The organism is Ensifer sp. 22460 (genome assembly GCF_052044935.1).
GTDB lineage: Bacteria > Pseudomonadota > Alphaproteobacteria > Rhizobiales > Rhizobiaceae > Ensifer.
In genome coordinates this window covers 1-13,669 of the sequence record NZ_JBQENZ010000056.1, presented here as the reverse complement: position 1 = coordinate 13,669, position 13,669 = coordinate 1, and the positions used below count along the sequence as shown (strand labels likewise).

Below are 13,669 nucleotides of genomic sequence, written 5' to 3'. Positions count from 1 at the left end.
GTGGTGGATGCGGATGGCCGGATCATCCGGGAAGCGAAGATCCTCAGCGAACCCGATGCGCTGATCGCCTGGTTCGGCGCGCACGGCGTGGCGATGGAGCGCATTCGTCTGGAGGCCGGCCCCCTGTCGCAGTGGCTGCATGCCGGGATGGTGAAAGCAGGTCTTTCCGTCGAGCTGATCGAGACACGCCACGTGCGTGCCGCCTTCAAGACGATGCCGGTCAAGACCGACAAGAAGGACGCCCGGGGTATTGCGCAGTTGATGCGGCTTGGCTGGTTCAGGCCGGTCCATTGCAAATCTCTTGCCGCCCAGGAGGTGCGTGCGCTGCTGACTGCCCGCAAGCTCATTCAGGGTAAGCTTCACGACATCGAGATGAGCATCCGGGGCATCCTGCGCGGCTTCGGCCTCAAGGTCGGGCCGACGACACGGCGCACTTTCGCGGGACGTATCCGCGTGCTGATTGCAGGTCATTCGACCTTGGAAGCGATCGCTATGGCACTGCTGAAGGTGCGCGACGCGCTTGTGCATGAATTTGCGGGGTTTGAGCGCAAGCTGCATGCCATCGCCCGCCAGGATGACAACGCACAGCGGCTGATGACGACGCCAGGCGTTGGCGTCCTGGTGGCGCTGACGTTTGTGGCGGCCGTCGATGCGCCGGAGCGATTCCGCTCCTCCCGCGCGGTCGGGCCGCACTTCGGATTGGCGCCGAAGAAATATCAATCGGGCGAGACCGATCATAGCGGTCGCATCTCGAAGATCGGCGACATGGGGGTGTGCGCACCGCGCTCTTCGAGGCGGCCAACGTCATCCTGACGCGACCGGTCAAAGGCTCCGATCTGAGGGGCTGGGCACTGGCGGTCGCAAGACGTGCCGGCCCCAGAAAGGCGCGCGTGGCGCTGGCCCGCAAGCTAGCGGTGGTGTTGCATTGCATGCTCAGGGACAGAACCAACTTCGTTGCTCGTAAGGGAGCGTCCGCTGTGGCGGCTTGATCGGGAGGAGACGACAAGACAGGTCTCGGACGGGCACAGCCATCAGCCCTCCGCAGCAAGGTCCCTTCGCCGGGACGATGGATGGGTTAGGCCGCTATGCGATCAGCAGCACGCGGTGACTGCGCCTCTAAGATTGGTCAGCCGCTCCTCAGCAGACACCATAGAGCAGCGGCAAAGCTCCGACTGCGGACAGAAGCAAGCACTCGGAGAGGGATTGAGCGCACAAGGGATTGACGAAGCGCGGGTTACAGAAGATCGCATAATGTATCGACTGGAAGGGCGTTTCGCGAGGAGGGGCGCTATTTCCTGTTGCACTCTCAATCCATCAATACCTGCATAGTGGCCAAATGCCATGTCGACGTTTTCTGCAGGTCTTACGTTGGCCGTTGGTATGTCGACAGTTCAATCTGGTCAACCGTCGCCTTCTATTCATCCCGCGCGACATTGCTCAAGGGAGAAGCGCCACCATTCGAGAAGCCCCTGTAGCGTAAGTGGCTACGGTTCAAATGCGCCCGCATCGCTTCACGGGCCTGTTCGGAATTGCCGGTGCTGATCGCTTCGCAGATCGCCCTGTGCTCCCGAACCGTGTTCTGCACATACTCTGGTGTGATGAGCTCGGGGTTCACCTGTTTCGAGAAAGCCGGTTGGGGGAGGATCTGGAGGCTCATCAGGTTAAAGAACTCTATGAAGGCGCCGTTATTCGTCGCTTCCGCGATCGATCGGTGGAACACGAAATCCAGGTGGTCGAGGGCGGCCTCGTCGTCGAGCGAGGCTTCGAACTGCCGTGCAGCATTCCAGATATTCGATTCCTGCGCCCATGAACGCCGAGTCGCAGCAAGGCCTGCGGCATGGACCTCGAATGCCATCCGCAGTTCAAGGAGGTCCATGAATGAGGTTTTCAGGCGCTGCAATGGCGCCAGGACAAGTTCCGGATCGTAGTCGTATGGGTCTTCCGGCTTAGGTTTCTCGTGCACGAACACACCGACGCCATGACGTGCCTCGACAACTCCCTCCGACCGTAACGCGGAGACGGCCTCCCTGATGATCGTGCGGCTGACGTTAAACTGCTGCGCCAGTTCATTCAGCGATCCAAGTTTGTGGCCCTTGTCCAGTTGATTGTCGACGATATGGGCCTTCAGGGCCTGTATCGTCCGGCTTGCCAAAGTACTCAAGATTCCACCCGTCTGCTTGGTCGCACGCGTGAGCGGCGTTTGCCAACTGATAGGGATTTGTTGTGTCTTTGACAAGGTAGCATGACGCAGTGAGGTGATGCTACCTCAACGGAAATTTTCGCTCGTCAAGTGTGCGCACTCTCTGCCGAATAGGGGGGCCAGGCCATCTCATTTCTGGTTTTATTTTGGAGCTCGTTGCGAGATTTTTTTGCCGTTGGCGAGAATTCACAGTTTTATAGAACCAATGCCTAGTGGTTAACTATTTGATATTTAGCGATTAATCCTGCTGGCTTGATTTCTCAAAGCGAAGAGATAGTATCTCTAACTTTTATGTTGACATGAGATACTATTTCACTAATCTCTTCGTCAGAAAAAGCGAGCCAGCGCCACGATCCTCAAGCGAACGTGGCGAATAGCTCCGGGAACAGGAACTGCGCCCCACGGCGCGCGCACAAAATCAGGTGGAAAACCGCTATGGGTGACGTCTCCGCACGCCTCTCCGAGCTCGGCATCGTGTTGCCTTCGATTGCCTCGCCCTCAGGCAACTACATTCCGTATCGGTTTGCCGGGAACCTTCTCTTCGTTTCCGGGCAAATCCCTCGGATTGACGGCGTGGAGCATTTTGCCGGGGTCGTGGGGCAGGATGTCTCGCTTGAAGAGGGCTATCAGGCGGCGCGGCTTTGTGCCTTGAACATCCTTGCCCGTGTCAACGACGCGCTCGACGGCGATCTCGACCGGGTAGTGGCCTGCGTTCAGGTCCGTGGCTTCGTCAACGCGCAGGCGGATTTCAAAGGTCACCCCGCGATCGTCGATGGTGCGTCCGACCTTTTCGTCGAAATTCTGGGCGAAAAGGGGCGTCATGTGCGCACGGCACTGGGGGCCGGATCGCTTCCACGTGGATCGTCGGTCGAAGTGGACGCCGTGTTTGAAGTCGCAGCGAAATCCTGACGGTTACAGGAAAGGGAATTGGCCATGGGCGAGAATGAAAGCAACGAAAAAGCCATCGAGATGACGGGTGTCAACAAATGGTATGGTCCGTTGCAGGTACTTAAGGGCGTCGAACTCAACGTTGCGCGGGGCGAGCATATCGTCCTCTGTGGCCCGTCAGGGTCGGGAAAGTCCACACTCATTCGCTGCATCAATCACCTTGAGGAAGTCCAGCAGGGCAGGATCGTCGTCAATGGCACTGCGCTCAACCAGAAAGGGTCGAACGCCGATCACATTCGCCGCGACGTCGGCATGGTTTTCCAGCAGTTCAACCTCTTCCCCCATATGACCGTTCTGGAAAACTGCATGCTGGCCCAGCGCCGGGTCCGAAAGGCGTCGGCGGCGGATGCCAAGGCGAAAGCGATGCGGCATCTGGAGCGCGTGCACATTGCCGAGCAGGCGCAGAAATACCCCGCTCAGCTTTCCGGCGGCCAGCAGCAGCGCGTGGCGATCGCCCGCGCGCTCTGCATGGATCCGAAGATCATGCTGTTCGACGAACCGACCTCGGCGCTCGATCCGGAAATGGTCAAGGAAGTGCTGGACACGATGATCTCGCTTGCCGACGACGGTATCACGATGATCTGCGTGACGCATGAAATGGGATTCGCGCGTGCCGTCGCGCACCGTGTCATCTTCATGGACCGCGGCGAGATCATCGAGAGCGCCAAGCCGGACGTCTTCTTCAATAATCCGGGCCACGAACGCACCAGGGCGTTCCTCAGCCAGATCCTCAACCACTGAGGGCGGCCGATGAACTACTCCTTCGATTTCGCACCGGTTTTTGCCGCTTGGCCCATGCTTCTAGAGGGCGTGATAGGCACACTGAGAATGTCATCGCTTTCCATGGTCTTCGGCCTGAGCCTCGGCATCGTGTTCATGCTGATGCGCATGAGCAAAAGCAACGCTCTTCGGGCGATGGCGATCGGTTACATCGAGCTGATCCGCAACACGCCGATCCTCGTGCAGGTCTTCTTCGTCTTCTTCGGCATGCCGGCCATCGGTATCCGGCTGAGTGGGGAACAGGCGGCGATCCTCGCCATGACGCTTAACTGCGCGGCCTATGCCGCGGAGATCGTGCGCGGCGGGGTACAGTCGATCCGACCCGGGCAGATCGAGGCTGGCAGGGCGCTCGGCCTTCACACGGCCGACATCTATCGTTTCGTTGTGTTTCGTCCGGCTATCCGTGCGGTGTACCCGGCGCTCTGCAGCCAGTTCATCCTGATGATGTTGAACTCCAGTCTGGTGTCTTCCGTCTCGGCGGAGGAATTGACGTACTTCGCCCAGACCCTGGATTCCCAGACGTTCCGCAGCTTCGAGATCTATCTCACGCTTGGCGTCATCTATCTCGTGCTGTCCCAGTTCTTCTCTGCCGCGCTTGGCGTGATCGGCAGGGTCTATTTCTCCTATCCGACGAAGTGAGGGCCTTGCGATGATCCGTCAATTTGGCTGGGGAGAGTTCCTCTTTCTGCTCGAGGGCGCGCGCTGGACGGTGGTCCTGACGCTTCTCGCCTTCACCTTCGGCGGCGCGCTCGGGCTGGGCGTGGCGCTCGGCCGCACGAGCAAGTGGAGGCTGCTGCGTATCCTGATGGCCACCTACATTCAGATCTTTCAGGGCACCCCGCTGCTGGTCCAGCTGTTCTTCGTCTATTTCGGCCTGCCGCTTCTGGGTCTTAAGGTGGATGTCTGGGTGGCGCTGACGATCGGGCTTTCGCTGCATACCAGCGCGTTCCTCGGCGAGATCTGGCGTGGCAGCATCCAGGCGGTTCCCGATGGCCAGAGCGAGGCCGCCCGCGCTCTCGGGATCGGCTATGTGCACCGGATGGTGGACGTCGTCCTGCCGCAGGCGTTCCGCATCGGCCTGCCTGCGACAATCAGCTTCCTTGTGAACCTCATCAAGGGTACCGCGCTTGCTGCTCTGCTCGGACTGACGGAGCTCACCCGGTCCGGCCAGCTGATGGCGAACATCACGTTCGAACCGCTGCAGGTCTATGGCGCAGTCGCCCTCGTCTACTTCTTCATATGCCTTCCGCTGACCTTCAGCAGCGCTCGGATCGAACGGCGGCTCAATGCCGATCGGTAAAACAAGAACGCATGACAAAACCAACCAGAGGTGACCACATGTTCAAGACAGCATTGCCCCTTTCGCGTTCGAACGTTCCCGGCGTGTTTGCCGCCGCGCTTTTGGCCACGACCTTGTTCGCGACGACGGCGCTGGCCATAACACCGGAGGAACTTAAGGCCAAGGGCACGGCGACCATCGGCGTGCAGATGGACCAGTTCCCCTGGGGTTTCATCGACCAGAATGGCCAGAATGACGGCTTCGACATCGAAATCGCCAAGCTGATCGCCAAGGAACTTGGTGTAGAGGTCAAGTTCGAGCGCATCACCGGGCAGAATCGCATTCCGCTGCTGGTCAACGGCAATGTCGACTTCCTCGTGCCATCGATGACGATCACCGAGGAGCGCGCCAAGGTCATCCAGTACGTCATCCCCTACTCGTCGAACGATATCACGGTCTGGGCAAAGAAGGATGCGGCGATCAAGGGCAACGACGACCTTGGCAAATACGTCATCGGCGTGAACCGTGGTAGCGTGTTCGAGCCGATCCTCGTCAAGGCTGCACCGCCAACGACCGAGATCAAACGCTTTGACGACGATGCGACGACCGTGCAGGCCCTCCTGTCCGGCCAGGTCGACGCCATCCTTGGCAGCGTGACCTACGGTCTGGTCATCAAGGAGACGGGACACGAAGCGGAGTTCGAGCGCAAGTACAGGGTGGCCGATAATTTTCAGGGCATGGCCGTTCGCAAGGGCGACCAGGAAATGCTCAACTTCCTCACCGATTTTGTGACCAGTCACACGGCTGATGGCTCGCTCGACGCACTTTACAAGAAATGGATCGGCGTCGATCGCGCAAAACTTCCGACAACGCTGCCGGGCGTAGACTTCACCGGCAAGCAATAACGCGCCTGCCCTGCGCAACCGCTGCGCAGGGCACCCCGAAACATCAACAATCGAAGAGCTTTAGCCTCCGCCTGCAAGTGCGGGCGGGGAATGCCCACCGCATGTCGAAAGCAAGCCCTTGGGCGCGGTGTGGAAGAGAAGTTCGTTCACGGAGCAAAGTCAAGAAAATGGCGAAAGATGGTATGCAGATCAGGGTCGGTGTCGACATCGGCGGCACCTTCACCGACGTTGCGATGGAGGTAGGCACCACGCTCCATTCGATCAAAGTGCTGACCGATTATTCCTATCCGGAAAACGCGATCGTCAGGGGCATCCGGCAGGTCGCCGAGTTGGCAGGCGTCGCACTGTCAGAGATCGACACCGTCATCCATGGCACGACGCTCGCGACGAACGCGCTGATCGAGCGGCGCGGCGCGCGCACTGCCTTCATCACCACCAAGGGCTTTCGCGATGTCATCGAGATGCGGACCGAAAGCCGCTTCGAACAGTATGATCTCAATATTGTGCTGCCTGCGCCGCTTGTGCCCCGCAACGAACGCTTCGTCATCGACGAGCGGATCGGCGCCGACGGTGGTATCCTGAAGCCGCTCGATCTTGCCGAGGTCGGCGCCCTCTGCGACCGTATTATCGCCGCAGGCTATGAAAGCGTCGCAATCGGTTTCATCCATTCATACCTGAATGGCGCGCATGAAAAGGCGGTGCGCGACCGATTGCTGGCGAGGAAGCCGGATCTGTCCGTTTCGATTTCCTCCGAGGTCTCGCCGCAGATGCGCGAGTTCCAGCGCTTTAACACGGTCTGCGCCAACGCGTTCGTCAAGCCGCTGATGGCGTCTTATCTCAATCGTCTCGTCGGCAGGCTGGCGGAAGAGGGCATGCGCAGCCCGGTCTTCATGATCCATTCGGGCGGCGGTATCATCAGCGTCGAGAGCGCTATCGAGTTTCCGGTTCGCCTCCTCGAATCCGGTCCGGCGGGCGGCGCGATCTTCGCCGCGCATATTGCCAGCAGTTACGGGCTCGATCAGGTCCTCTCCTACGATATGGGCGGCACGACCGCAAAAATCTGCCTGATAGAGAACCAGACGCCGAAGACCTCGAAAACCTTTGAGGTGGCCCGCACCTGGCGTTTCAAGAAGGGCAGCGGCATGCCGATCTCCATCCCGGTTATCGAGATGGTAGAGATCGGCGCCGGCGGCGGATCGATCGCCACCGTCGACAGTATGCGTCAGATCCGTGTCGGGCCGCACAGTGCCGGTTCCGAACCGGGGCCGGCCTGCTATGGCCGTGGCGGGGAAAGCCCGACGGTAACTGACGCCGACCTGATCCTCGGCCGCCTCGATGCCGACGAGTTTGCAGGCGGGGCGATGAAGCTTAATGCGCCCGCCTCCGATCGGGCGATGCATGCCGACATCGCGTCGAAACTCGACACCGACATTGCCACTGCGGCCTACGGCCTCAGCGAGGTCGTGGACGAGAACATGAGCAACGCCGCCCGCATGCATGCAGTCGAAAATGGCAAGGAGCTTTCAGAGTTCACCATGATCGCCTTCGGTGGCGCCGCGCCCATCCACGCCGCCCGCCTTTGCGAGAAGCTCGGCATGGCGAATCTACTGATCCCGCCGGGAGCCGGCGTCGGCTCGGCCATCGGGTTCCTGCGCGCGCCCTTCGGCTTCGAGTCGGTTCGCAGCGCCTATAGCCGCCTCAGCCGTTTCGACGCAGATGCGATCAACCGGACGATTTCGGAACTCGTCGCGGAAGCGACGTCCTTCGTGCGCTCCGGCGCACCGGATGCCGATCCTAATCTCGAGTGTACCGCATACATGCGCTATGTCGGCCAGGGCTGGGAAGTTCCCATCACGATCGATGTGCGTGACTATGCCGATGTCGATGGTGCCCTATTCCGCGCTCTCTTCGACGCGCAGTACGAGCATTTCTTCGGCCGAGTGATTGACGGCCTCGATGTCGAGATCGTCAGTTGGTCGCTGAGAGCGACATCGAAAGTCACGCCGCCGGCCAGGATCAGCACGGTCGGAAAGGCTGGCGACGCTACGGTGCGCGGCACCCGCGAGATTTTCGACGTCCAGGAAGGCCGCTTCCAGCAGGCCTCGGTCGTCTCCCGCCACGACATGAAGCCGGGCGACTGGGTCGCAGGTCCGGCGGTCATCACCGAACGCGAAACCTCGACCATCATCACGGCGAGCCGCGAGGTCGTCATGCAGGCCGATGGCTGCCTGCTCGTGCGCGCCAAGCAAGCCGCCTGACCGGAGGACAATCCATGAAAACCAATGCACTTTCCGACGTCCACATGCAGATCATGTGGAACCGGCTGATCTCCGTGGTCGAGGAGCAGGCCGTAACGCTGATCCGAACCGCCTTCAGCACCAGCGTACGAGAATCCGGCGACCTGTCCGCCGGCGTGTTCAACCGTGGCGGTAAGATGATCGCCCAGGCGGTGACCGGCACGCCCGGCCACGTCAACGCCATGGCGGAAGCCGTCGGCCATTTCATCCGCGACATCGGTCCGGAGAACATCTTCGAAGGTGACGTCTACATTACCAATGATCCCTGGAAGGGCACCGGCCACCTGCACGACTTTACCGTCGTCTCGCCGAGCTTTCGCAACGGTTCTTTGGTCGGCTACTTCGCCTGCACCGCGCATGTGGTGGATGTTGGCGGCCGTGGCTTCGGCCCGGATGCAAACGAGGTTTACGAGGAAGGCATCTTCGTCCCGATCATGAAATTTGCGGAGCGTGGCAAGGTCAACAAGGATCTCGTGAACATTCTCCGCAACAACGTGCGCGAAAGCCATCAGGTGGTCGGCGACGTCTACTCGCTCGCGGCCTGCAACGAGATCGGCCATCGCCGCCTGATGGACATGATGGACGAGTTCGATCTTGCGGATCTGGAAACGCTGGCCGACTTCATCTTCAATCGCAGCTACGATGCGACGCTGGAGCGGATCGCGGCCCTGCCGAAGGGCTCCTATTCCAATGTAATGCGCGTCGATGGCTATGGCTCGCCGATCGATATCGCCGTTCGCCTTGATGTGGCCGACGACCATATCCTAGCCGATTTCGACGGCACGTCGCCGCCGAGCCCGAAGGGTATCAACTGCCCGTTCATCTATTCCGCAGCCTATGCCTGCTATGGTCTGAAGTGCTCGATCGCGCCAGAGATTCCGAACAATCACGCATCCCTGCTGCCGTTCCGCGTCATAGCGCCGGAGAACTGCATCCTCAACGCGCAGCATCCGGCGCCTGTATCTGTGCGTCACGTCCTCGGCCATCTCGTTCCCGATGCCGTGCTCGGCGCCGTGCACAAGATACTGCCGGGCCGCGTGCCGGCGGAAGGGGCGGGCGCGCTCTGGAACCTGCATGTCAGCGTACGCCCGCTGCAGGGCGAGAAGGCCCCGGCCGACGGCGGTCAGCGCGCCGAAGTGCTGCTGTTCAACAGCGGCGGCGCCGGTGCGCGTTCGACGCTTGACGGCCTGAGCGCGACGGCATTCCCGAGCGGCGTGCACTCAATGTCGATCGAGGCGACGGAGCATGTCGGCCCGGTCATCTTCTGGCGCAAGGAACTGCGCGACGGATCGGGCGGCGCCGGCCAGTTCCGCGGCGGCCTTGGCCAGGTCGTGGAAATCTCGCCGACCGAAGGTCACGAGATTCATTTCAACGCCATGTTCGACCGCGTCGAGCATCCGGCGCGCGGCCGTGAGGGCGGCGAGAACGGTGCCCCCGGAGCCGTGCTGCTCGATGACGGCACACGCCTTACGTCGAAGGGACGGCAGCATGTGCCGGCGGGGCGCCGGCTCATCCTCGAGCTTCCCGGCGGTGGCGGCTATGGTCCGGCCGATAAGCGCGATCCGGCTGCCGCCAAGCGTGACAGTGCTTTCGATTACGTCGTCGCCAGATAGTCCTCCCGGGGACCGGGCGAGGCGAAAGCGTCGTCCGGTCCCAAATGCCAGATCAATTCAAGGAAGCCGGAGATGAAGTTCGAAAACAAGCGCGCTGGGGGCATCAAGTCGTCCCCCAGCATGGCGATCGCCATGGCCGCCAAGAAACTGGCTGCCGAAGGCCGCGACATCATCGATCTGTCGCTCGGCGAGCCGGATTTCGAGCCGCCAGCCCACGTCGCCGACGCAGCCTGCGAAGCCATTCGCAAGGGCAGGGTGCGCTATGGCGTGCCGGCGGGTATGGAAAGCCTGCGCGCGGCAATCGTCAGCAAGTTCAAAACGGAAAACAGGCTGGATTATGCCATCGACGAGGTGATGGTCGCAAATGGCGCAAAGCAGATCCTGTTTGACGCGTTCCTCGCGACGCTGGAAACCGGTGACGAGGTCATCATCCCCACGCCCTGCTGGGTATCCTACGGCGATATCGTGTCCCTCCATGGCGGCGAGCCGGTCTATGTCAATTGCGGGCGTGACGCCGGCTTCAAGATCACCGCCGAGAGGCTGGAGGCGTCGATCACGCCGAAGACGCGCTGGCTGATGCTGAATTCGCCGTCCAATCCGACGGGCGCAATCTATTCCGCCGATGAATATCGCGCGCTTGCGGAGGTGCTCGCCCTCCATCCGCAGATCCTGGTGCTCTCGGACGAGATCTACGAGCACATTTTGTTGAAGGACGTACCCTTCGCATCCTTTGTGTCGGCCTGCCCCGAACTGCGTGACAGGACGCTGATCGTCAACGGTGTCTCAAAGGCCTATGCGATGACCGGCTGGCGTGTGGGCTATGCCGCCGGTCCGAAAACCCTGATTGCCGCGCTCAACAAGATGCAGTCGCAGAGCGTGACATCCGTCTCGACGGTGGCGCAGGTGGCGGCTCTCGCCGCGCTGACAGGTGACCAGGCTTTCGTCGCGAAAGCGGCGGAAACCTTCGCCGGCAGGGCGAAGATCGTTTCGCAGCGTCTTGCGCAGATCGACAAGCTCGATTTCACCCCGCCGGATGGCGCCTTCTATGCCTTCATCGGCGTTACAAAGCTGCTCGGCCGGACGGCGGCGGAAGGAGCGGTGATCGCCGACGACATGGCCTTTGCCTCCCATCTGCTTCAACAGTTCGGCCTGTCGAGCGTACCCGGCGCCGCGTTCGGCGCGGCCGGTTTCATCCGCCTGTCAATTGCGGCATCCGACCGCGAGCTGGAGGGTGCCTGCGACCGCCTTGCCGCGATGGTGCGGTCGCTCGCGGCCTGAGGAAGCGTCCCCCAGCCAACCAGATCAACCAGGGACATCGGCATTCCCCGATGCTTCCTTCAAAGGAGGGTCACACCCATGAAAACTGAAGAATTGAAACATGCGCTTGGCGCCGGTCTGCTTTCATTCCCGGTGACGCATTTCGATGCGGAGGGCAATTTCAACGCCAAAAGCTATGCCGAACACGTCAACTGGCTTTCCGGCTTCGAGGCGGCCACGCTTTTTGCCGCTGGTGGTACGGGGGAGTTCTTTTCGCTGGCGCCGGAGGAAATTCCGCAGATCGTCCGCGTCGCCAAGGAAGCCGCCGGCAAGACGCCGATCGTCTCGGGTTGCGGCTACGGCACCAATATCGCCGTCTCGATCGCCAAGTCCGTCGAAAAGGCCGGCGCAGACGGCATCCTGCTCCTGCCGCACTACCTCATCGATGCGCCGCAGGAAGGGCTCTACCGGCATATCAAGGCCGTGTGCCGGGCCACGGGTATAGGCGTGATGGTCTATAATCGCGACAATTCCGTTCTGCAGGCCGATACGCTGGCGCGCCTTTGCGACGATTGCCCGAACCTCGTCGGCTTCAAGGATGGCACCGGCGACATCGGCCTCGTGCGGCAGATCACCGCCAAGTTGGGGGACCGCTTGACCTATCTTGGCGGCATGCCGACGGCCGAACTCTTCGCTGAGGCCTATCTTGGTGCAGGCTTTACCACCTATTCTTCGGCCGTCTTCAACTTCGTGCCCGGCCTCGCCATGGATTTTTACAAGGCGTTGCGCGCGGGCGAACGCGCCAGGTGCGAGAAAATCCTGATCGATTTCTTCTATCCGTTCATGGCGATCCGTAACCGTGCGAAGGGCTATGCCGTCTCGGCCATCAAGGCCGGGGTGCGGCTCCAGGGCTTCGATGCTGGTCCGGTTCGCTCGCCACTCCATGACCTGACACCAGAGGAAATGGCTATGATGGAAACCCTTATCGGAAAACATAAGCGTCAGTGAGAAAAGTGGGCCGCTTTCGCGCGGAGGCGGCCCTCGTCGCAGAATGAAGAAGGGGAAAGCCCATGACCATCCACCAGAACCTGATTGCCGGCGAATGGGTCGGCGGTGACGGGGTTGCCAACATCAACCCTTCGAACACCAATGACGTGGTGGGCGAGTATGCGCGCGCCTCTGCCGAGGATGCGAGAGCGGCGATCGCCGCTGCAAGGGAAGCGTTTCCGGCCTGGTCGCGCTCCGGCATCCTCGAACGCCACGCGATCCTGCGGAAGGCGGCCGACGAGATCCTCGCCCGCAAGGACGAGCTCGGAAGGCTGCTGTCGCGCGAGGAAGGCAAGACGCTCGCCGAGGGCATCGGCGAGACGGTGCGAGCCGGCCAGATCTTTGACTTCTTCGCCGGCGAGTGCCTGCGACTGGCGGGCGAAGTTCTTCCGTCGGCGCGACCGAACATCGGCGTCGAGATCACTCGCGAGCCGGTCGGCGTCGTCGGCATCATCACGCCCTGGAATTTCCCGATCGCCATCCCCGCCTGGAAGATCGCGCCGGCGCTCTGCTATGGCAACACCGTCGTCTTCAAGCCGGCCGAGCTGGTGCCCGGCAGCTCCTGGGCCATCGTCGACATCCTCCATCGCGCCGGCCTGCCGAAGGGTGTGTTGAACCTCGTCATGGGCAAGGGCTCGGTCGTCGGTCAGACGATGCTCGACAGCCCGGATATCCACGCCATCACCTTCACCGGCTCGACCGGCACGGGAAAACGCGTGGCAATGGCCTCCGTCGAGCACAATCGCAAGTACCAGCTGGAGATGGGCGGCAAGAACCCCTTCGTCGTGCTCGACGATGCCGATTTGTCGGTGGCGGTCGAGGCGGCGGTCAACTCCGCCTTCTTCTCCACCGGCCAGCGCTGCACGGCGTCGTCGCGCATCATCGTCACCGAGGGCATCCACGATCGCTTCGTGGAGGCGATGGGCGAACGGATGAAGGGGCTCACGATCGACGACGCGCTGAAGGCCGGCACCCATATCGGCCCGGTGGTCGATCATAGCCAGCTCAACCAGGACACCGACTACATCGCCATCGGCAAACAGGAGGGCGCCAAACTCGCCTTCGGCGGCGACCTCCTGAAGCGCGACACGCCCGGCTTCTACCTGCAGCCAGCGCTGTTCACCGAGGCGACCAATCAGATGCGGATTTCGCGGGAAGAAATCTTCGGGCCGGTCGCTTCGGTGATCCGCGTCCGGGATTACGACGAGGCGCTCACTGTGGCCAACGACACGCCGTTCGGCCTGTCGTCCGGCATCGCCACCACCAGCCTGAAACATGCGACCCATTTCAAGCGCAATGCCGAGGCCGGCATGGTCATGGTCAACCTGCCGACCGCCGGCGTC

Annotated in this window: 11 protein-coding genes and 1 pseudogene; 11 read left to right on the top strand and 1 reads right to left on the bottom strand. The window is 61.4% G+C overall.

Going from position 1 to position 13,669, the window contains the following annotated elements:
* Nucleotides 1-989 (top strand): annotated as a pseudogene (locus ACTJKM_RS35540) (IS110 family transposase); the annotation flags it as partial.
* A gap of 425 nt (nucleotides 990-1,414) precedes the next feature.
* Here the strand turns inward: ACTJKM_RS35540 and ACTJKM_RS35535 are convergent.
* The gene (locus ACTJKM_RS35535; RefSeq protein ID WP_058325941.1) at nucleotides 1,415-2,161 is read right to left on the bottom strand and encodes a FadR/GntR family transcriptional regulator; all 747 of its coding nucleotides are present in this window, start codon (nucleotides 2,159-2,161) and stop codon (nucleotides 1,415-1,417) included.
* Between the two features lie 474 nt (nucleotides 2,162-2,635).
* Here ACTJKM_RS35535 and ACTJKM_RS35530 point away from each other — a divergent pair, with 474 nt between their 5' ends.
* From ACTJKM_RS35530 to ACTJKM_RS35485, 10 genes are all read left to right on the top strand, one after another.
* Nucleotides 2,636-3,109: a RidA family protein gene (locus tag ACTJKM_RS35530; protein WP_058325940.1), complete on the top strand. Its 474-nt coding sequence runs from the start codon at nucleotides 2,636-2,638 to the stop codon at nucleotides 3,107-3,109.
* A gap of 24 nt (nucleotides 3,110-3,133) precedes the next feature.
* Nucleotides 3,134-3,889 carry an amino acid ABC transporter ATP-binding protein gene (locus ACTJKM_RS35525; protein WP_057248668.1) on the top strand — a complete coding sequence of 252 codons (756 nt, stop codon included), beginning with the start codon at nucleotides 3,134-3,136 and terminating at the stop codon, nucleotides 3,887-3,889.
* Between the two features lie 9 nt (nucleotides 3,890-3,898).
* Complete coding sequence (locus tag ACTJKM_RS35520) at nucleotides 3,899-4,567, top strand: amino acid ABC transporter permease (protein ID WP_057248669.1); 669 nt, start codon at nucleotides 3,899-3,901, stop codon at nucleotides 4,565-4,567.
* A gap of 10 nt (nucleotides 4,568-4,577) precedes the next feature.
* On the top strand, nucleotides 4,578-5,228 hold the full coding sequence (locus ACTJKM_RS35515; RefSeq protein ID WP_113736933.1) for an amino acid ABC transporter permease: 651 nt from the start codon (nucleotides 4,578-4,580) through the stop codon (nucleotides 5,226-5,228).
* Between the two features lie 38 nt (nucleotides 5,229-5,266).
* Nucleotides 5,267-6,112 (top strand): transporter substrate-binding domain-containing protein, encoded by an 846-nt coding sequence (locus tag ACTJKM_RS35510; protein WP_440639620.1) that lies wholly within the window; start codon nucleotides 5,267-5,269, stop codon nucleotides 6,110-6,112.
* A 167-nt stretch (nucleotides 6,113-6,279) separates the two neighbouring features.
* Nucleotides 6,280-8,370 (top strand): hydantoinase/oxoprolinase family protein, encoded by a 2,091-nt coding sequence (locus ACTJKM_RS35505; protein ID WP_440639618.1) that lies wholly within the window; start codon nucleotides 6,280-6,282, stop codon nucleotides 8,368-8,370.
* 14 nt (nucleotides 8,371-8,384) lie between these two features.
* Entirely contained in the window at nucleotides 8,385-10,022 is a 1,638-nt protein-coding gene (locus ACTJKM_RS35500; protein WP_112997247.1) for a hydantoinase B/oxoprolinase family protein, read from the top strand.
* A gap of 72 nt (nucleotides 10,023-10,094) precedes the next feature.
* On the top strand, nucleotides 10,095-11,300 hold the full coding sequence (locus ACTJKM_RS35495; RefSeq protein ID WP_058330165.1) for a pyridoxal phosphate-dependent aminotransferase: 1,206 nt from the start codon (nucleotides 10,095-10,097) through the stop codon (nucleotides 11,298-11,300).
* Between the two features lie 78 nt (nucleotides 11,301-11,378).
* Nucleotides 11,379-12,287: a 5-dehydro-4-deoxyglucarate dehydratase gene (gene kdgD, locus ACTJKM_RS35490; protein WP_058330166.1), complete on the top strand. Its 909-nt coding sequence runs from the start codon at nucleotides 11,379-11,381 to the stop codon at nucleotides 12,285-12,287.
* 62 nt (nucleotides 12,288-12,349) lie between these two features.
* Nucleotides 12,350-13,669 (top strand): aldehyde dehydrogenase family protein (locus tag ACTJKM_RS35485; protein WP_440661863.1); only part of this gene is annotated, 1,320 nt, incomplete at its 3' end.

Excerpts from the sequence above, each read along its gene's own strand:
- ACTJKM_RS35500 (WP_112997247.1), top strand. The coding sequence starts at position 8,385 with ATGAAAACCAATGCACTTTCCGACGTCCACATGCAGATCATGTGGAAC.
- kdgD (WP_058330166.1), top strand. The coding sequence starts at position 11,379 with ATGAAAACTGAAGAATTGAAACATGCGCTTGGCGCCGGTCTGCTTTCA.
- ACTJKM_RS35515 (WP_113736933.1), top strand. The coding sequence starts at position 4,578 with ATGATCCGTCAATTTGGCTGGGGAGAGTTCCTCTTTCTGCTCGAGGGC.
- ACTJKM_RS35520 (WP_057248669.1), top strand. The coding sequence starts at position 3,899 with ATGAACTACTCCTTCGATTTCGCACCGGTTTTTGCCGCTTGGCCCATG.
- ACTJKM_RS35510 (WP_440639620.1), top strand. The coding sequence starts at position 5,267 with ATGTTCAAGACAGCATTGCCCCTTTCGCGTTCGAACGTTCCCGGCGTG.
- ACTJKM_RS35530 (WP_058325940.1), top strand. The coding sequence starts at position 2,636 with ATGGGTGACGTCTCCGCACGCCTCTCCGAGCTCGGCATCGTGTTGCCT.
- ACTJKM_RS35525 (WP_057248668.1), top strand. The coding sequence starts at position 3,134 with ATGGGCGAGAATGAAAGCAACGAAAAAGCCATCGAGATGACGGGTGTC.
- ACTJKM_RS35495 (WP_058330165.1), top strand. The coding sequence starts at position 10,095 with ATGAAGTTCGAAAACAAGCGCGCTGGGGGCATCAAGTCGTCCCCCAGC.
- ACTJKM_RS35505 (WP_440639618.1), top strand. The coding sequence starts at position 6,280 with ATGGCGAAAGATGGTATGCAGATCAGGGTCGGTGTCGACATCGGCGGC.